This window comes from Phenylobacterium sp. RIFCSPHIGHO2_01_FULL_69_31 (genome assembly GCF_001824475.1).
Lineage (GTDB): Bacteria > Pseudomonadota > Alphaproteobacteria > Caulobacterales > Caulobacteraceae > Phenylobacterium.
The window spans coordinates 50677-67455 of sequence record NZ_MHXN01000014.1; the positions used below are offsets into that span (position 1 = coordinate 50677).

Consider the following 16779-nt stretch of genomic DNA (forward strand, 5'->3'; position numbering starts at 1 on the left):
ACATGGATCGCCGCTAGACTGCGGACTCCGCGACCGCCGCCACCGGCTCCAACGGCATGCGCAGCGTGAACCGGGTCTCGGCGGCGTCCGAGGTCACCTCCAGCGTGCCGGCATGGGCGCGGGCGATCTCGGAGGCGATCCACAGGCCGAGCCCCAGCCCCTGCTGGTTCGGCCGGTAGATGGCCCGGGTGAAGGGCTGGAAGAGCTGGTTTCTCGCCGCCTCCGGGATCGGGTCGCCGTTGTTGGCCACCGATACCTCCAGGGCTTCGCCCGTGACGAGCGCCTGGACGCGGATCGGCGCCGCCTCGTGTCCGTGGGTGATGGCGTTGGCGATCAGGTTCGACAGCAACTGCGCCAGGCGCCGGCCGTCGGCGTTGACCGTGCGGTCCAGCCGGATGTCCGCCTCGATGCGGCGCTCCGGATGGGCGAGGCGCAGTTCGGCCACCACCTGCTCCAGCGTCCGGGCCAGTTCCGGCTCCGGCCGACGCTCGGCGACGAAACCTCCGCCCAGGCGGCCTCGGGCCAGGTCGAGCACATTGTCTATCAGGCCCGCCATCCGCTGCACGCTGCCCTGCATCGCCGACACCAGAGATTGGGCGCGGGAATCCAGCGGCGTCTTGCGCAGCAGGCGGCCCGCCGCGTCGATGGACGCCAGGGGGTTGCGCAGGTCGTGACCCAGCACGGCGATGAACTGCTCGCGCAGTTCGGCCGCTTCGCGCTGGTCCAGAAGCGCCGCCTCGCTCTGGGCCAGCCGCCGCTCGGCGTCGAGCTGGCTCGCAATCAGCTCGGCGAAAAGGTCGAACATCGCCCGCGCCTGGCTGTCCTTCAGGCGCGCGGGGCGGGGATCGATGGCGCAGAGGGTGCCGAAGAACTCGCCTCGCACCCGGATCGGGACCGAGATATAGCTTTCGAAGCCGTACAGCGCCGGCGTTGGGTGGCCGCGGAAGATCGCGTCGTCGGCCACATGGTCGATGACCACCGCCTCGCCCGACGCGCGGATCTCGTTGCAGATGGTGGTCTCGACCTTGAGTTCGCCGCCGGGCTGGAGGCCGAAGTCGATCTCGTCGCGCAAGGCGCAGGCGACCCAGCGATCCTCGGTGACACGCGCCACTGCGGCGAAGCCCATGCCGGTGGTGCGGCAGATCACCTCGAGGATCCTGGGGACGGCGTCGATCCGGACAATCGCCGCCACATCATCTTCGATCGAGGGCGGTATGTCGGGTCTCCCTGGCCTGTCGCGGCCCCGTCGAACCGTAGGCTTGCGCGGCCCCGGGAGTCACTGAAATTCCTCGTATTTGTCGGCTATGCGACAGAGGAGCGCAGGCGTCCTTGACAGGGCGGGAGCCGCGGGCGGCAACTGGCAAGCCTCACCGGAAGGACCGCATGCCCAGCTTTTCCTACGTCAACGAACAGCCACAGGAGAGCATCGTGGTGATCCGGCCATGGGACTACGCGGCGAAGGTGCTGACGGGTGGGCGGGTCGATATCCGGTTCGAATCCACGGGTGTGGAAAAGCCGGAGATCGTCGTCACCCACCGGGCCGGGGGCGAGATCGAGATCGGGCTGGGCGTGAACATCGTGTCGATCTCCGGCGAGCGGGTCGAGAGCCTGTCGCCGCGACCGGATGACCCCGTTCCTTGACCTTTTCCTCGCTTTGAGCGCATAAGCCGCCCCTTCCGGCGCAACCTCGGTCAGCGCCCTCTACCGCCACGACCCCCAGGTCTTATCTGGGACGAGGGCGGCGAGGCCCCCCGTCCACGCAATCGTGCACGGGGGTCGACTGCGTTTGGGCCATAGGAGTTCGACTTGTTCGACGCGCTGACAGATCGGCTGACAGGGGTTTTCGACCGGCTCTCCGGCCGTGGCGTGCTGTCCGAAAAGGATATCGACGAGGCGATGCGCGAGGTGCGCGTGGCCCTGCTCGAGGCCGACGTCGCCCTGCCGGTCGTGCGCGACTTCATCGCAAAGGCTAAGGAACGCGCCACCGGCGAGGCGGTGATCCGTTCGGTCCGCCCCGCCGACCAGGTGGTCAAGATCACCTATGACGGCCTGGTGGAGATGCTGGGCGGAGAGGGCGAGCCCGAGGGGCTGAACCTCTCGCTGAACCCGCCCACCGTGATCCTGATGGCCGGTCTCCAGGGCTCGGGCAAGACCACCACCGCCGGCAAGCTGGCGCTGCGCCTCGTCAAGGAACGCAAGAAGGTCCTGCTGGCCTCGCTGGACACCCGCCGCCCCGCCGCCATGGAGCAGCTGGGCATGCTGGCCGAACAGGCTGGCGCGAACTTCCTGCCGATCGTCGCCGGACAGTCGGCTCCCGACATCGCCCGCCGCGCCATGCAGGCCGCGAAGCTCCAGGGCTTCGACATCCTGATCCTCGACACCGCCGGCCGCACCACCATCGACGAGGCGATGATGAGCGAGGCGGCCGAGATCGCGAAGATCTCCAGCCCCTCCGAGACCCTGCTGGTCGCCGACGCCCTGACCGGCCAGGACGCCGTCCGCACCGCCAAGGCCTTCCACGAACGCCTGCCGCTCACCGGCCTGGTGCTGACGAGGGCCGACGGCGACGGCCGCGGGGGCGCCGCGCTGTCGATGCGCGCCGTCACCGGACTGCCGATCAAGTTCCTCGGCGTATCGGAAAAGATCGACGGCCTGGACGCGTTCGACGCGGCCCGCGTGGCCGGCCGGATCCTGGGACGCGGCGACGTGGTCGCTCTGGTCGAGAAGGCCGCCCAGGAACTGGACATGGCCAAGGCGGAAGCCACGGCCAAGAAACTCGCCAAGGGTCAGTTCGACCTCGACATGATGGCCGACCAGCTCGCCCAGATGAAGCGCATGGGCGGCATGGAAGGCATGATGGGCCTCCTGCCCGGCGTGCGGAACATGAAGAAGCAGATCGCCGAGAGCGGTCTGACCGACAAGACCTTCGACCGCCAGGTGGCCATCATCTCGTCGATGACCAAACAGGAGCGGAAGAAGCCCGACATCCTGGCCGCCTCCCGGAAGCGCCGGATCGCCGCCGGCGCCGGGGTGGACGTGGCCGAGGTGAACCGCCTCTTGAAACAGCATCGCCAGATGGCGGACGCCTTCAAGTCGCTGAGCAAGAACGGCGGCAAGGGCTTCGGCCAGATGGCCAAGATGCTCGGCGCGGGCGGCATGGACATGGGCAAGCTGGGCCAGATGGCCGCCGGCGGCCAGCAGCCCACGCCCGAACAGCTCGAGGAAATGGCCGCCAAGCTCAAGAACATGCCCGGCGGCATGCCGAAACTTCCCGGCCTCGGTGGCGGCCTGCCGCCGGGCTTCAATCCGTTCAAGAAATAGATTTCAGACCAAGGACTTACGACAATGCTGAAGATCCGTCTCGCCCGTGGCGGCGCCAAGAAGCGCCCCTACTACTCGATCGTCGTCGCCGACAGCCACTCGCCCCGCGACGGCCGCTTCATCGAGAAGGTCGGCTCCTACAACCCTCTGCTCAAGAAGGACGATCCGAACCGCGTCGTGCTGAAGGTCGAGCGCATCCAGGAGTGGATGGCCAAGGGCGCCCAGCCGACCGACCGCGTCGCCCGCGAGCTGGGCAAGATCGGCGTGACCAAGTGGGAAGCCGGCAACAACCCGAACAAGGGCAAGCCGGGCAAGAAGGCCACCGAACGCGCCGAGGAGAAGGCCCAGAAGGAAGCCGACCGCGCCGCGGCCGCCGCCGAAGCCGCCGCCAACCCGCCGCCGGTGGAAGAGCCGGTCGCCGAGGAAGCTCCGGCCACCGCCGAAGCCGCTCCGGAAGCTGCTGCCGAAGAAGCGCCCGCGGCTGAAGCCGCCGCTGAAGAAGCTCCGGCCGCCGAAGCTCCCGCCGAAGAGGCTCCGGCCGCTGCGGCCGAAGGCGAAGACAAGGCCTGAGGCGCGTCTGGATGAGCGATGATCTCATCCAGGTGGGCCGCGTTGCGGGCGCCTTCGGCGTCCGCGGCGAGGTCCGCATCACCAGCTTCACGGCCGAGCCGCTGGCGCTGTTGGACTACAGGGATCTGAAGCGTCAGGACGGCTCGGTCGGCCTCACGCTCACCTCCGGGCGCCCCGCCAAGGGCGGGATCGTCGCCCGCGCGACGGAAATCGAGACCCGCGAACAGGCCGAAGCCCTGCGCGGCCTCAAGCTCTACATCTCCCGGAACAAGCTGCCCGAGCCTGACGAGGACGAGTTCTACGTCACGGACCTGGTCGGCCTGTCGGTGGTCGATGCCGCGGGCGAGCCCCTGGGCCGCATCAAGGCCGTCCAGGACTTCGGCGCCGGCGACCTGCTGGAGGTCTCGCCCGTCGAAGGCGGCGCCACCTGGTACCTACCTTTCACCCGCGAAGCCGTCCCCGAAGTGCGCGTCGCCGACGGCGTGGTCGTGGGCGTAAAGCCGGACGAGGTGGAGTAGCACCCCAATTCCTCCCCCGTTGGGGAGGGGACCGCGAAGCGGTGGAGGGGGTCATCCCGAGCTTTTGAGCGGACCCCCTCAGTCGGCAGTCGCCGACAGCTCCCCCGACGGGGAGCAATTGCTCTGAGTCACTTCGCCCTCGGCTTGCGCATCCGCATCAGGCCTTCCTGGGCGCAGCTCGCCACCAGGGCGCCATCCGAGGCGCGGTAGATGTAGCCCAGGTTGAAGCCCCGGCCGCCGGAGGCGGAGGGGCTCTCCTGAACATAGAGGTGCCACTGGTTGAAATCGGTCGGCCGGTGGAACCACATGGCGTGGTCCAGGCTCGCCGACTGGAAGCCCGGCGTGCGCCAACTCACCCCGTGGGGGCGGACCGCGGTGCCCAGCAGGCTCATGTCCGAGGCGTAGGCCAGGATCACCTGGTGCATGTGCGGGTCGCCGCCGATCGGGTGGCGAGCGCGGAACCAGACCTGCTGGTTCGGCTCGCGCGGCTCAGGCGCGGCGATGTCGAACCGGCCGCCCACGGTGCGCATCTCGATCGGCTGCTCGCGGTCGATCCAATCTTGGTCCTCGGGGGGAGCCTCGGCGCGCAGCCGCTTGCGCATCTCGGCGTCGCCCTCGACGTCGTCCCAGCCCGGCGCGTCCGGCATGTCGGCCTGATGCTCGTAGCCGTCCTCGGCCACCTGGAACGAGGCGGCCAGGTTGAAGATCTGCTGGCCGTGCTGGACGGCGATGACCCGCCGGGTGGTGAAGCTGCCGCCATCGCGCGAGCGGTCCACCTCGAAGACGATGGGGATCGACGGGTCGCCCGGGCGGATGAAATAGCAGTGCAGCGAGTGGCAGACCCGATCCTCGACCGTCTCGTAAGCCGCCAGCAGCGACTGGGCGATCACCTGGCCGCCATAAATCCTCTGGCGCTGTTCCTCGTCGGGCGTCGTGCCCCGGAACAGGTTCACTTCCAGCCGCTCCAGCTTGAGCGTTTCGGCGAGCGTCTGGCCGGTCATGGCGTTCCCGATTGCTGCAGTCGCGAAGGCGCGTGCCTTACGCTCCGAGCGGGCGGGTGTGAAGCTCTACTTCGCCGTCTTCATCCGCAGCAGGCCCTCCTGGGCCACCGACGCCACCAGGGTCCCGTCCTCGGCGAAGATCTGGCCCCGGATCAGGCCCCGGCCGTCCGACGCCGAGGGGCTGTCGTGGACGTAGAGATGCCACTGGTTGAAGTCGGCCTGGGCGTGGAACCACATGGCGTGGTCCAGGCTGGCCGACTGGAAGCCCGGCGTCTGCCAATGGACCCCGTGCGGCCGCATGGCGGTCGACAGCAGGTTCATGTCGGAGGCGTAGGCCAGGATCACCTGGTGCATGTGGGCGTCGTCGCCGATGGGCGAGCGGCAGCGGAACCAGTTCTGCGCCACCGGCTCCTTGGGACCATCCATCCAGTAGGTGCGCGCGTCCTTGGATCGCATCTCGATGGGCATGGGCCGCGAGAGCCAACGCTTCGCCTGCTCGGGCGCGTCCTTCATCAGCTCGCGCATGACCTCCATCTGGTCCTTCAGCTCGCTCCAGTGCGGGCCGGCCGGCATGGGCGCCTGGTGATGGAAGCCTTCCTCCGGATCCTTGAAGGAGGCCGCGAGATTGAAGATCTGCTTGCCGTGCTGGACCGCCACCACGCGCCGGGTGGTGAAGCTGCCGCCGTCACGGCTGCGGTCCACCTCGAAGACGATCGGCACGGTCGGATCGCCGGGGCGGATGAAATAGCAATGCAACGAGTGGCAGACCCGGCCCTCGACGGTCTCGTAGGCCGCCAGCAGCGACTGGGCGATCACCTGGCCGCCGAAGATCCGGCCGGGTGAGTTGTCCGGCGTCGTGCCCCGGAACAGGTTCATCTCGATCCGCTCGAGCTGCAGGGTCTCGACCAGGGTCTCGTCCTGGCCTTCGGTTTCCGGCGTCTGGGGCTCGCTCATGCGGGCCGATTACGCTGCGGGGCGCCCGGCGGCAAGGCGCAGCCGCCCTTGCGCGGGCGCGGCGAGCACCGTCATCCTGAGGTGATGGGAGAGAGCCCCTACATCCGACCCGTGTGGCGCACACGGCTCGCCGCCGTGCTGGTGGCGTGGATGGTGCTCGCCGTCTCCGTGATGCTGGCGGCCGCGCGACTGATGGAGGTCACGCCTCCGTCCGTGGCGCCGATGCTGCTGCTGGCGCTCTATGTGGTTCCGCCGCCTGCGCTGCTGGCCTGGAGCTTCTGGCACATGATGCGTGAGCCCGTGACTGGCTGGCTGGCGCCGACTGTCCTGATGACCTTCTGCGGCGCGCTGATCCCGCTGTCCCCGCCAATCTACGATCTCGGGGTGCGGCTGAACTTCCAGGCGCGCCGCCCGGCCTACGAGGCGATCGCCGCCGAGGTGCGCGACGGCCGGATCGGCGGCCTTCCCAACCGCCGGGGCTGGATCTCGGGCGAGCGGGACGGCGTGCGCTTCCGCTTTCGGCCGGCGGAACGGGGCGTGATCGACTTCACCTGGGCCGAGGCCTACGGCCTGAAGGCCGGCGTCCGCTACGACGACACCCCCTGCGTCAGCCGGCGCGGCGCCCTCTGCATCGACCGCGGCGAGCGCCTGGCCGAGCGCTATACCTACTACGCCCGGTTCTTCTGAGGCTTGACGGCGCGGCCCTGAACAGCGCCTTCACCCGCCATGTCGTTCGACTGCACAGTCCTGACCATGTTTCCGGACGCGTTTCCGGGCCCGCTGGGCGTCTCCCTGATCGGGACGGCGTGGCGAGAGGCCGCGCTCTGGACGTTGGAAACGGTGGACATTCGGGGCTTTTCCACAGATAAGCGCGGCTTCCTCGACGACACCCCTGCGGGTGGCGGTCCGGGACAAGTGATGCGGGCGGACGTGATCGCCTCTGCGCTCGACAGCGTGGAGCGGCGGGAACGGCCGCTTTTGTACATGAGCGCACGGGGTCGCCCTCTCACCCAGGCGCGCGTGAAGGAATGGGCCGCCGGTCCGGGACTGATCGTCCTGTGCGGGCGGTTCGAGGGGGTGGACCAGCGGGTGCTCGACGCCCGCGGGTTCGAGGAGGTCTCCGTCGGAGACGCGGTCCTCGCCGGTGGCGAGGCGGCGGCGATGGTGGCGATCGAGGCTTGCGTACGGCTGGTTCCGGGGGTCCTGGGACAGGCGATGAGCCTTAGTGAAGAAAGCTTCGAGGACGGGCTCCTCGAACATCCGCAGTACACGAGGCCGCGGACGTTCGAAGGGCTGGACATCCCCGAGGTCCTGCTGAGCGGCCACCACGGCGACATCCGCAAGTGGCGGCAGGCGAAGCGGGAAGAGACCACGCAGGAGCGGCGGCCGGACTTGTGGGCGCAGCGACCTGCCAATCAACAGGCAAAGGGCGATTGAAGCCCGGTAAGGATGACGACAATGGCTGCCAACATCATCGAAACCCTCCGCAAGGAAGAAGCCGACCGCCTGCTGGCGACGCGCAAGATCCCTGAATTCCGCCCGGGCGACACCGTCCGCGTGAACGTGAAGATCAAGGAAGGCGAGCGCGAGCGCGTCCAGGCCTACGAGGGCGTCTGCATCGCCCGGGCCGGCCAGGGCGTCGACGAGAACTTCACCGTCCGCAAGATCTCCTTCGGCGAAGGCGTGGAACGCGTGTTCCCGATCCTGTCGCCGAACATCGACTCCATCGAGGTGAAGCGTCGCGGCGTCGTCCGTCGCGCCAAGCTGTACTACCTGCGCGACCGCCGCGGTAAGTCGGCCCGGATCGCCGAGCGCCAGATGGCCGCCAAGACGACCGAAGCCGCGCCGGAGACCGAAGAGGCCTAAGAGCCGCTTCGAGCATCGGAACGACAGGACGGCGGCCGGAGCGATCCGGCCGCCGTTTCCATGTCCGCCGCCAGGCCCTTCCCGCCTACGCCTTCGCCACGTAGGCGCCGAGTTCCTTGGCGAGGTGGTCGAACATCAAGCGCATGCGCGGGCTTCCCCGCAGGGTCTCGTGCATGCAGATCCAGATATCCAGGCCGAACGAGAAGGCGTCGGGCATCACGGGCACCAGGCCGAAGCGTTCGCCGATCTGCCGCTGGCAGGTCCCGATGCCGAAGCCCGCCCGCAGCGCCGCCAGCTGGGCCACGTGGTTGTCGGTGCGCAGGGCGAAGAGGTCGCGGGTGATCGGCCGGCCGATGGACATTTCACTGACCATCTCGGGAAACTCCCGGTCGAAGCCGATCAGGGTGTGGCCGGCCAGCTCGTCGAAGTCGGCCGGCAGACCGTGGCGCTCGATGTAGTCCGGTGTCGCGTAGAAGCCGAGGCTGAGCTCCCCCACCTTCTTCGCCACCAGGCTGTTCTGGGTGGGGCGGGACATGCGCACCGCCACGTCGGCGTCGCGGCGGTTCAGGTCCTCGTTCTTATTGGACAAGGTCAGCTCGACGTCGACGCCGGGATGGGCGCGGCGGAAACGGGCCAGGATCTCGGGCAGCACCTCGATACCCACGATCTCGCTGGCCGCCAGGCGGACCACGCCCCCCTCCCCGCTGGCCACGCCGGACGCATCCCGACCCGCCGCCTCCGCGGCGGCGGCCATGTCGGCCAGGTGCGGGCGGAACGCCAGGGCCAGGTCGGTGGGCTGCAGGCCGCGGGGGCTGCGCAGGAACAGGGGCGCCCCGAGCTGGCGCTCCAGCTGGTCGATGTGCCGTCCGAGCGTCGGCTGCGTCAGGCGTCGCAGGCGCGCCGCGGCCGAGAAGCTGCCGGCCTCCAGCACCGCGTGAAGGCTCTGCATCAGGTCCCAGTCGGGCGTGTTCGGCATACCCGTATGCATACTGGTTTCCGGCGCCCGCGGCAAAACGTCAGGGTTGCTCGTAAACGATCAGCCAGCTGCCGTAGCGCCGGGCATTGGCTAGGGCCTCGCGGAAGTCCTCGGGCATGGCGGCAGCGTCGATCACCTCGGCGGTGCGCAGGGCGCGGACCTGGGCGAAGCCGTCGCGTTCCGCCTCCCGCACGGCGACCGTCTCGGCCGCGGCCGCGTCATACACAGCAACGAAGGCCAGTATGGTCAGGGGCGGCGGGACGCCGTTCTCCACCCCCTCCAGCGTCACCACGAACACCCCGACCGGCGTCTCATCCATGAGGGCTGTATCCCGCGATCCGGCCTCCGGCCAAAGCCCGGATCACCTTCTTATTGATTAGCAATCTAATGAAATGCGGCGTTGCAGCACTAGACGACCCCGCCTCGGCGGACCTACATGCACGGCCATGGCCGGCAAGACCCTCTACGACAAGATCTGGGACGCCCACGTCGTCGACACGCAGGACGGCGAGGCGATCCTCTACATCGACCTGCACCTCATCCACGAGGTGACCACGCCCCAGGCCTTCGCGGGCCTTCGCGCCAACCGCCGCGCGGTGCGCCGGCCGGACCGCACCCTGGCCGTCGCCGACCACAACGTCCCGACCGAGGGCCAAGCCCTGGGCGTCGACGCCGTCGCCGACGAGGAGGCGCGGCTGCAGCTCCAGACCCTGGGCAAGAACGTCGCGGACTACGGGATCGAATATTTCCCCATGGGCGACATCCGGAACGGGATCGTCCACGTGGTCGGACCCGAGCAGGGCCGCACCCAGCCCGGCATGACCATCGTCTGCGGCGACAGCCACACCTCCACCCACGGCGCGTTCGGCGCCCTGGCGCACGGCATCGGCACCTCCGAGGTCGAGCACGTCCTGGCCACCCAGACGCTGCGCCAGAAGAAGGCCAAGAACTTCCGCGTCCGCATCGAGGGCGAGCCGGCCCCCGGCGTCGGCGCCAAGGACTACGCCCTGGCGGTCATCGGCGAGATCGGCACCGCCGGCGGCACCGGCTATGTGATCGAATACGCCGGCTCGGCCGTGCAGGCCCTGTCGATGGAGGGCCGCATGACCCTCTGCAACCTGACCATCGAGGGCGGCGCCCGCGCTGGCCTCGTGGCGCCCGACGAGACCACCTTCGCCTATCTGAAGGGCCGACCGTCCACGCCGAAGGGCGGGGCCTGGGAGATGGCCCTGTCCTACTGGAAGACCTTCTTCACCGACGAAGACGCCGTCTTCGACCGCGAGATCGTGCTGGACGCGGCCAAGATCGCGCCGACCGTCACCTGGGGCACCAGCCCGGAAGACGTGATCCCGGTCACCGGAACCGTGCCCTCGCCCGACAGCTTCGACACCCCGGACAAGCGGGCCTCGGCGGAACGGGCGCTGGAATACATGGGCCTGTCCGCCGGCCAGCCAATCACCGAGGCCAAGGTCGACGTAGTGTTCATCGGCTCCTGCACCAACAGCCGGATCGAGGACCTGCGCAGCGCGGCCAAGATCGCGGAGGGCCGCAAGGTCGCCCCCGGCGTCCGCGCCATGATCGTTCCGGGGTCGGGCCTGGTCAGCGCCCAGGCCGAGGAAGAGGGCCTGGACGAGATCTTCAAGGCCGCCGGCTTCGAATGGCGCGAACCCGGCTGCTCGATGTGCCTCGGCATGAACCCCGACCGCCTGACCAGCGGCCAGCGCTGCGCCTCCACCTCGAACCGCAACTTCGAGGGCCGCCAGGGCCGCGGGGGCCGCACCCACCTGATGAGCCCCGCCATGGCCGCGGCCGCCGCCATCGCCGGCCATATCGCCGACGTGCGGGACTTCCTGTGATTACGGGTCTCGACCACGTCGCCCTCGCGGTCCGCGACCTGGACGCAGCGGTCGACGGCTATGGGCGCCTCTTCGGCGTCACGCCCGAGTGGATCGGCCGGGGCGGCGGGGTGCGCCAAGCCTGGTTCCAGTTCCCCAACATGGCCCTGGACCTGATCGCGCCCGAGGGCGGGGGCGCCTTTGCGGACGGGGTGCGGGCGCACCTGGACGCCTCCGGCGAGGGCGTCTGGGCCCTGGCCTTCGCCAGCGACGACCTCGCCGCCGACGTGAAGCTGCTGAACCGCCGGGGCATCCCGACGACCGACCCCGCGCCCGTGAGCACGACCGCAGATGACGGCCGAGTCCGCGAGTGGGTCGGCTCCCGTCTCGACCTGGCCGCCACGGGCGGCATGCGAATCCTGCTGATGGCCGAACCCGCCCAGCCCTGGCCCCAGGCGACGCCGGCGGATGAGGCGCCGGTCACCGAGCTCGACCACGTCGTGGTGATGACGCCGAACGTCGACCGCGCCCTGGCTATCTATGGCGCCAAGCTCGGCCTCGACCTGCGGCTGGACCGCGAGAACCCCAAGTGGAATGCGCGCCAGCTGTTCTTCAAGGTCGGCCGGACCGTCATCGAGATGGGCGCCCGCATCGGCGCGCCGCCGACCGACGAGCCCGACCGCTCGGGAGGCCTGGCCTGGCGCGTGGCCGAGCCGCACGCGGCCCAGGCACGCATTGCGACCGCCGGCTTCGACGTCTCGGAGGTCCGGACGGGCCGCAAGCCGGGCACCCACGTCTTCACCATCCGCAACGCCCCCGCGGGCGTGCCGACGATCCTGCTCAGCGCCGAGCCCCAGCTGGAAACCGCCTGATGGAAGCCTTCACCCGCCTCGACGCCAAGGCCGCGCCCCTGCCGCTGGCCAACATTGACACCGACCAGATCATCCCCAAGCAGTTCCTGAAGACGGTGGAGCGCAAGGGACTCGCGAAGGGCCTGTTCTATGAGTACCGCTTCGACGAGCAGGGGAAGGAGAAGCCCGACTTCGTCCTGAACCAGCCGGCCTACAAAGCCGCGGGCGTCCTGATCGCCGGCGACAACTTCGGCTGCGGCAGCTCGCGCGAGCACGCCCCCTGGGCGCTGATGGACTTCGGGATCAAGTGCGTGATCTCCACCAGCTTCGCGGACATCTTCTACAACAACTGCTTCCAGAACGGCCTGCTGCCGGTGGTGCTCAAGGCCCACGAGGTGCAGCAGCTGATGGACGAGGCCCGCGGCGGCAATCACGTCACCAGCATCGACCTGGAGGCCCAGACGGTGACCTCCCCGTCGGGCGCGGTCTTCCGCTTCGATATCGACGCCCAGCGCAAGGCCAAGATGCTGCAGGGCCTGGACGCCATCGGCGAGACGCTGCAGGCGGCGCCCGCGATCGACCTCTATGAGCAGAAGCGCGCCCTGGACCGGCCCTGGCTGGAGCGCGCGTGAGCATCCTGATCGCCGGCACGGTGCGCGTGCCGCCGGAGAACATCGAGGCCTTCCGTCCGCACATGGAGGCGATGCTGGCCGCCAGCCGCGCCGAGGACGGGTGCCTGACCTATTCCTACGCCGTCGATGTCCAGGATCCCGGCCTCATCCGGGTATTCGAAGCCTGGCGCGACGAAGCGGCCCTCCAGGCGCATTTTCAGCAGCCGCACATGGCCGCCTGGCGCGCGGCCTGGCCGCAGTTCGGGGTTTCCGATCGCCGCCTCTCGCTCTACGAGGTCGCCGCGGAACGCGCGCTCTAGCTTTCGGGGATATCCATGACCGACCTGCTGCTCCTGCCCGGCGACGGGATCGGGCCCGAAGTGACGGCGCAGGTGCGCCGCGTGGCGGAGAAGCTCACGCCCGACCTCGCCATCGAGGAGCGGCTGTTCGGCGGCTGCAGCTACGACGCCCACGGCGTGCCGCTGACCGACGAGACCCTGGCCGCCGCCAAGACCGCCAAGGCCGTGCTGATGGGCGCCGTCGGCGGGCCGAAGTGGGTGGACGCGCCGCGCGACAAGCGCCCCGAGGCGGGCCTCCTGAACCTGCGCGCCGGCATGAACGTCTTCGCCAACCTGCGCCCGGCGCTCTGCTTCCAGCCGCTGGCCGACGCCTCCAGCCTGAAGCGCGAACTGGTCGAGGGCCTGGACTTCATGATCGTTCGCGAGCTGACCGGCGGCATCTACTTCGGCGAGCCCCGCTTCATCGAGGACCTGCCCGGCGGCGGCCAGCGCGCCGTGGACACCCAGGTCTACACCACCGCCGAGATCGAGCGGGTGGCCCGGGTGGCCTTCGAGCTCGCCCGCGGCCGCCGCAACAAGGTCCATAGCGCCGAGAAGTCCAACGTCATGGATTCCGGCCTGCTGTGGCGGCGGGTGGTCACCGAGCTGCACAAGCGCGAGTACGCCGACGTCGAGCTGGAGCACATCCTGGCCGACAACGCGGCCATGCAGATCGTCAAGAATCCCAAGCAGTTCGATGTCATGGTCACCGACAACCTGTTCGGCGACATCCTGTCGGACGCGGCGGCCCAGCTGACGGGATCGCTGGGCATGCTGCCCTCGGCGGCCCTGGGCCTGCCGGGCACGCCGGGCCTCTACGAGCCGATCCACGGCTCCGCGCCCGACATCGCCGGCCAGGGCGTGGCCAATCCGCTGGCGGCGATCCTGTCGTTCGAGATGGCCCTGCGCTGGTCGCTGGACCGCCCGGCCGAGGCCGACCGCCTGTTCGCCGCGGTCGAGAAGGCGCTGGAGAGCGGCGCCCGTACCCGCGACCTGGGGGGCACGCTCTCCACCGCGCAGATGGGCGATGCTGTGCTGGCGGCGCTTTAGGCCAGCGCTCCCTCCGTCAGCTTCGCTGCCACCTCCCCCGTTTGCACGGGGAGGCGCGGGTGGGCCACGTCTCGCTCCTCCCCTGCGCAGCGGGGGAGGGGGACCACGAAGTGGTGGAGGGGGCGTTGGGCCGGCTCAATCCTACAGCCGCAGCCTCCACGTCTCCGACACCTCGGGCTTGCCGAAGTCGTCGTGAACGTAGTTGTCGACGAGCTGGAAGCCCGCGGCGGCATAGATGGCGCGGGCCGCGGTCAGGACCTCATGCGTCCAGAGCACGATCTCGCGGTAGCCCTTCTCGCGGGCGAACGCGATGCACTCGTCCACCAGCCGTTTGCCGAGGCCCTCGCCCCGGGCCGACGGTTCCAGGAGCAGCAGCCGCAGGCGGGCCACGCCCTCGCTTTCGCGGACCATGAACACCGAGCCCACCCGCTCGCCCCCGCGCTCGGCGATCCAGCAGCGCTCCCAGTCGGGATCGAAGTTGTCGAGGAAATCGGCGCAGATGCGGGCGGTCACGGCCTCGATCTTCGGCGCCCAGCCATAGGCCTGGCCGTAGAACACCCCGTGGCGCTCGGTCACCCAGCCCATGTCGCCGACGGCGTGGGGGCGGAGCACGATGGGCGGCTTGGCGGCCTGGGGCGCCAGCAGGGCCTGGGCGGTGTCCAGGGCGCCGGCCAGCTCCGCCTTCTGTGGCGAGGACAGGTCGCCGATCATGGCCTCGACCCGCTCGACGGTGCGGGCGTTCAGGCTGGCGAAGAACGCCTCGCCCTGCGGCGTAAGGTTCAGGGTCACGCTGCGGCCGTCGCTGGGGGAGCGGGCCCGCGCCACCAGTCCGTCGCGCTCCAACCGCCCCAGCATGCGGCTGAGATACCCCGCGTCCAGGTCCAGGGCCTGGGCGATCGCGCTGGGGGTGACCCCGGCGCCGTGGGCGATCTCATACAGCACCCGGTTCTCGGCCAGGGTGTAGGGGCCGCCCATGTAGCTGCGTTCCAGGACGCCGATGGCGCGGGTGTAGAAGCGGTTGAAGCGGCGGACCGCCGCCACGGTGTCGATCTGGGCCATGGCCCATTGGGGTCGCAGTTGCTTGACTTAGTCAAGTATCTTTGCGGGCCGTTTCGGGCCTAGTCGCCATCACATCGGCCATGCCATGGTCCCGTCCCGGAAGCAGCGAGGGACGCCATGGGAGCCTATTGGCTGGTGAAGTCGGAGCCGGCGAAATACGCCTATGCGGACCTGGTGCGCGACGGGAAGACCGTCTGGGACGGCGTGCGCAACAACGCCGCCGCCCTGCACCTGAAGGCCATGAAGGTCGGCGACGAAGTGCTCTACTACCACTCGCAGGAGGGGCTGGCCGTCGTCGGCGTGGCCAAGGTGGTGAAGGAGGCTTTTCCGGACGAGACCGATCCCGCCGGCCGGTTCGTGGCCGTCGAGCTGGCGCCGGTGCGCGAGCTGAAGCGGCCGGTGACGCTGCAGGCGATGAAGGCCAACCCGGCCCTCGCATCCCTGGAGATGATCCGGCAGGGGCGCCTGTCCGTCTCGCCGGTCCGGCCGGACGAATGGGCGGCGATCCTGAAGATGGCGGAAGGCTGATGGCCGGCTGGATGCGGCTGGCGGCCATCGCCGCGGCGGTCGGGCTGGCGGGACCTGCCTGCGCCCAGAAGCCGGAGGACACCGAGGCGCACAGCCCCGTCCCGCCCGTGGTCACGCCCGGCGCGGAGGCCGGCGCGCCGCCCTCCGACGCGATCGTGCTGTTCGACGGCCGGGACCTCAGCGAATGGGTCGCCGTGAAGGACAAGGGCCCGGCCGGCTGGAGCGTCGAGGACGGCGCCATGGTCGTGAAGCTGGCCGCCGGCAACGTCGAAACCAAGCGGACCTTCGGCAGCTATCAGCTCCACATCGAGTGGCGGGTCCCGGCCGGCGTCGCGGGGTCGGGCCAGCTGCGCGGCAACAGTGGGGTCTTCCTGGCCTCCACCGGCCCGGGCGATGCGGGCTATGAGCTGCAGATCCTCGATTCCTACCGCAACGCGACCTACGTGAACGGCCAGGCGGCCAGCCTCTACAAGCAGGCCCCGCCGCTCGCGAACGCCATGCGGCCGCCCGGCGAATGGCAGGTCTACGACGTGGTCTGGACCGCGCCCACCTTCGCGCCCGACGGAATGCTGAAGACGCCCGCCAAGGTCACCGCCTTCCACAACGGCGTGCTGGTGCAGAACGACGTCGCCCTGGCCGGCCCCACCCGCTTCATCGGCAAGCCGGCGTACGCGCCGCACGGCCGCGCGCCCATCAAGCTGCAGGCCCACGCCGGCGGCGGGCCGGTGAGCTTTCGGAACATCTGGGTGCGGCCGCTGGACTGAGAGTTCAGGCCTGGATCGTCATCTGGGTCTGGATCACCAGGGCGAGCAGCTTGCCCTCGCCGTTGGTGATGCGGGTCTGCCAGACCGAGGAGCGGCGGCCAACGTGCAGGGGCGTCGCCTCGCCTTCCACGGTCGAGCCGACGGGGGCGCCGCCCAGAAAGTTCGTCTTGCTCTCCAGCGTGGTCGTGCGGGCGCCCTCGGGCAGGTTCAGCACGCCGCCGATGGCGCCCAGGGCGTCGGCGAAGGCCATGAAGGCGCCCCCGTGCAGGATGCCGCCGGCGGTGCAGAGGTCCTCGCGCACGACGAGCCGGCCGCGCACCCGCTCCTTGGTCCGCTCCACGATCTCGACGCCCATGAGGTTGGCGAAAGGCATGCCGGTGTCGCCCAAGGCGGTCTCCTCCACGATTTGATCTCGGCTTAGCCGCCGGACCTGCACAGGACCATGACCTCGCACGTCATGACCGGCAGGCATCTTCCATCCGACGGGCGTGAGCCTATCTGAATGATGCGTCAGGTTCGCTTGGTTGCCTTGAGGGG

General features: G+C 69.6%; 21 protein-coding genes. 14 read left to right on the forward strand and 7 right to left on the reverse strand.

The annotated features are described in order from the left end of the window. Positions 1-13: 13 nt before the first annotated feature. The gene (locus tag A2790_RS09470; protein WP_293390446.1) at positions 14-1192 is read right to left on the reverse strand and encodes a GAF domain-containing sensor histidine kinase; all 1179 of its coding nucleotides are present in this window, start codon (positions 1190-1192) and stop codon (positions 14-16) included. A 191-nt stretch (positions 1193-1383) separates the two neighbouring features. On the opposite strand from A2790_RS09470, the gene A2790_RS09475 reads away from it, so the two are divergent. The 4 genes from A2790_RS09475 to rimM all read left to right on the forward strand — a co-directional run bounded on the left by A2790_RS09475 (position 1384) and on the right by rimM (position 4409). Then, positions 1384-1641, forward strand: coding sequence for a hypothetical protein (locus A2790_RS09475; RefSeq protein ID WP_293390449.1), 258 nt, complete (start codon positions 1384-1386; stop codon positions 1639-1641). 165 nt (positions 1642-1806) lie between these two features. Next, the gene (ffh, locus tag A2790_RS09480) at positions 1807-3321 is read left to right on the forward strand and encodes a signal recognition particle protein (protein ID WP_293390452.1); all 1515 of its coding nucleotides are present in this window, start codon (positions 1807-1809) and stop codon (positions 3319-3321) included. A gap of 24 nt (positions 3322-3345) precedes the next feature. Further along, positions 3346-3891, forward strand: a complete 546-nt coding sequence (rpsP, locus tag A2790_RS09485; protein WP_293390455.1) for a 30S ribosomal protein S16 — start codon at positions 3346-3348, stop codon at positions 3889-3891. A gap of 11 nt (positions 3892-3902) precedes the next feature. Next, on the forward strand, positions 3903-4409 hold the full coding sequence (rimM, locus tag A2790_RS09490) for a ribosome maturation factor RimM (RefSeq protein ID WP_293390458.1): 507 nt from the start codon (positions 3903-3905) through the stop codon (positions 4407-4409). Positions 4410-4537: 128 nt separating this feature from the next. Here the strand turns inward: rimM and A2790_RS09495 are convergent, their stop codons facing one another. After that, a complete protein-coding gene (locus A2790_RS09495) occupies positions 4538-5410 on the reverse strand; it encodes an acyl-CoA thioesterase II (RefSeq protein WP_293390461.1) in 873 nt (290 codons plus the stop codon). Between the two features lie 66 nt (positions 5411-5476). After that, complete coding sequence (locus tag A2790_RS09500; RefSeq protein WP_293390464.1) at positions 5477-6364, reverse strand: acyl-CoA thioesterase II; 888 nt, start codon at positions 6362-6364, stop codon at positions 5477-5479. 84 nt (positions 6365-6448) lie between these two features. Between A2790_RS09500 and A2790_RS09505 the strand changes: the two genes are divergently transcribed. Genes A2790_RS09505 through rplS form a run of 3 tightly spaced genes read left to right on the forward strand, consistent with a single transcriptional unit; the run spans position 6449 to position 8230 of the window. Next, on the forward strand, positions 6449-7051 hold the full coding sequence (locus A2790_RS09505) for a hypothetical protein (protein ID WP_293390467.1): 603 nt from the start codon (positions 6449-6451) through the stop codon (positions 7049-7051). 39 nt (positions 7052-7090) lie between these two features. Continuing rightward, a complete protein-coding gene (trmD, locus tag A2790_RS09510) occupies positions 7091-7801 on the forward strand; it encodes a tRNA (guanosine(37)-N1)-methyltransferase TrmD (protein ID WP_293390469.1) in 711 nt (236 codons plus the stop codon). Positions 7802-7822: 21 nt separating this feature from the next. After that, positions 7823-8230, forward strand: coding sequence for a 50S ribosomal protein L19 (gene rplS / locus A2790_RS09515; protein ID WP_293390472.1), 408 nt, complete (start codon positions 7823-7825; stop codon positions 8228-8230). Between the two features lie 85 nt (positions 8231-8315). Here the strand turns inward: rplS and A2790_RS09520 are convergent, their stop codons facing one another. After that, the gene (locus A2790_RS09520) at positions 8316-9218 is read right to left on the reverse strand and encodes a LysR family transcriptional regulator (protein WP_293390475.1); all 903 of its coding nucleotides are present in this window, start codon (positions 9216-9218) and stop codon (positions 8316-8318) included. Positions 9219-9246: 28 nt separating this feature from the next. Beyond that, positions 9247-9525: a hypothetical protein gene (locus A2790_RS09525; protein WP_293390478.1), complete on the reverse strand. Its 279-nt coding sequence runs from the start codon at positions 9523-9525 to the stop codon at positions 9247-9249. 127 nt (positions 9526-9652) lie between these two features. On the opposite strand from A2790_RS09525, the gene leuC reads away from it, so the two are divergent. From leuC to leuB, 5 genes are read left to right on the forward strand one after another with little or no spacing between them, the layout of a single operon-like run. Then, a complete protein-coding gene (gene leuC / locus A2790_RS09530) occupies positions 9653-11062 on the forward strand; it encodes a 3-isopropylmalate dehydratase large subunit (protein WP_293390481.1) in 1410 nt (469 codons plus the stop codon). Then, positions 11059-11913, forward strand: a complete 855-nt coding sequence (locus tag A2790_RS09535) for a VOC family protein (protein ID WP_293390484.1) — start codon at positions 11059-11061, stop codon at positions 11911-11913. The genes leuC and A2790_RS09535 overlap by 4 nt, the downstream gene beginning before the upstream one ends. Beyond that, positions 11913-12524: a 3-isopropylmalate dehydratase small subunit gene (gene leuD, locus A2790_RS09540; protein WP_293390487.1), complete on the forward strand. Its 612-nt coding sequence runs from the start codon at positions 11913-11915 to the stop codon at positions 12522-12524. The genes A2790_RS09535 and leuD overlap by 1 nt, the downstream gene beginning before the upstream one ends. Continuing rightward, a complete protein-coding gene (locus A2790_RS09545) occupies positions 12521-12823 on the forward strand; it encodes a putative quinol monooxygenase (RefSeq protein ID WP_293390490.1) in 303 nt (100 codons plus the stop codon). Before leuD ends, A2790_RS09545 begins: the two co-directional genes overlap by 4 nt. A 15-nt stretch (positions 12824-12838) precedes the next feature. Further along, positions 12839-13891: a 3-isopropylmalate dehydrogenase gene (gene leuB, locus A2790_RS09550; RefSeq protein ID WP_293390493.1), complete on the forward strand. Its 1053-nt coding sequence runs from the start codon at positions 12839-12841 to the stop codon at positions 13889-13891. A 141-nt stretch (positions 13892-14032) separates the two neighbouring features. On the opposite strand, the gene A2790_RS09555 is transcribed toward leuB, so the two are convergent. Next, on the reverse strand, positions 14033-14950 hold the full coding sequence (locus A2790_RS09555; RefSeq protein WP_293390496.1) for a bifunctional helix-turn-helix transcriptional regulator/GNAT family N-acetyltransferase: 918 nt from the start codon (positions 14948-14950) through the stop codon (positions 14033-14035). A 117-nt stretch (positions 14951-15067) separates the two neighbouring features. Here A2790_RS09555 and A2790_RS09560 point away from each other — a divergent pair, with 117 nt between their 5' ends. Both A2790_RS09560 and A2790_RS09565 read left to right on the forward strand, forming a co-directional pair. After that, positions 15068-15478, forward strand: coding sequence for an EVE domain-containing protein (locus A2790_RS09560; protein ID WP_293390499.1), 411 nt, complete (start codon positions 15068-15070; stop codon positions 15476-15478). Beyond that, a complete protein-coding gene (locus tag A2790_RS09565; protein ID WP_293390502.1) occupies positions 15478-16242 on the forward strand; it encodes a DUF1080 domain-containing protein in 765 nt (254 codons plus the stop codon). The genes A2790_RS09560 and A2790_RS09565 overlap by 1 nt, the downstream gene beginning before the upstream one ends. A 4-nt stretch (positions 16243-16246) precedes the next feature. Here A2790_RS09565 and A2790_RS09570 read toward each other — a convergent pair whose 3' ends face one another. Then, positions 16247-16645 (reverse strand): PaaI family thioesterase, encoded by a 399-nt coding sequence (locus tag A2790_RS09570; RefSeq protein ID WP_293390505.1) that lies wholly within the window; start codon positions 16643-16645, stop codon positions 16247-16249. Positions 16646-16779 lie beyond the last annotated feature (134 nt).

Bases quoted from the DNA above. Each gene is read 5' to 3' on its own strand.
- A2790_RS09560 (WP_293390499.1), top strand. From the start codon at position 15,068: ATGGGAGCCTATTGGCTGGTGAAGTCGGAGCCGGCGAAATACGCCTAT.
- A2790_RS09495 (WP_293390461.1), bottom strand. From the start codon at position 5,410: ATGACCGGCCAGACGCTCGCCGAAACGCTCAAGCTGGAGCGGCTGGAA.
- leuD (WP_293390487.1), top strand. From the start codon at position 11,913: ATGGAAGCCTTCACCCGCCTCGACGCCAAGGCCGCGCCCCTGCCGCTG.
- A2790_RS09525 (WP_293390478.1), bottom strand. From the start codon at position 9,525: ATGGATGAGACGCCGGTCGGGGTGTTCGTGGTGACGCTGGAGGGGGTG.
- trmD (WP_293390469.1), top strand. From the start codon at position 7,091: ATGTCGTTCGACTGCACAGTCCTGACCATGTTTCCGGACGCGTTTCCG.
- A2790_RS09565 (WP_293390502.1), top strand. From the start codon at position 15,478: ATGGCCGGCTGGATGCGGCTGGCGGCCATCGCCGCGGCGGTCGGGCTG.
- leuB (WP_293390493.1), top strand. From the start codon at position 12,839: ATGACCGACCTGCTGCTCCTGCCCGGCGACGGGATCGGGCCCGAAGTG.
- rpsP (WP_293390455.1), top strand. From the start codon at position 3,346: ATGCTGAAGATCCGTCTCGCCCGTGGCGGCGCCAAGAAGCGCCCCTAC.
- rimM (WP_293390458.1), top strand. From the start codon at position 3,903: ATGAGCGATGATCTCATCCAGGTGGGCCGCGTTGCGGGCGCCTTCGGC.
- A2790_RS09555 (WP_293390496.1), bottom strand. From the start codon at position 14,950: ATGGCCCAGATCGACACCGTGGCGGCGGTCCGCCGCTTCAACCGCTTC.
- A2790_RS09475 (WP_293390449.1), top strand. From the start codon at position 1,384: ATGCCCAGCTTTTCCTACGTCAACGAACAGCCACAGGAGAGCATCGTG.
- rplS (WP_293390472.1), top strand. From the start codon at position 7,823: ATGGCTGCCAACATCATCGAAACCCTCCGCAAGGAAGAAGCCGACCGC.
- A2790_RS09520 (WP_293390475.1), bottom strand. From the start codon at position 9,218: ATGCATACGGGTATGCCGAACACGCCCGACTGGGACCTGATGCAGAGC.
- A2790_RS09500 (WP_293390464.1), bottom strand. From the start codon at position 6,364: ATGAGCGAGCCCCAGACGCCGGAAACCGAAGGCCAGGACGAGACCCTG.
- A2790_RS09505 (WP_293390467.1), top strand. From the start codon at position 6,449: ATGGGAGAGAGCCCCTACATCCGACCCGTGTGGCGCACACGGCTCGCC.
- leuC (WP_293390481.1), top strand. From the start codon at position 9,653: ATGGCCGGCAAGACCCTCTACGACAAGATCTGGGACGCCCACGTCGTC.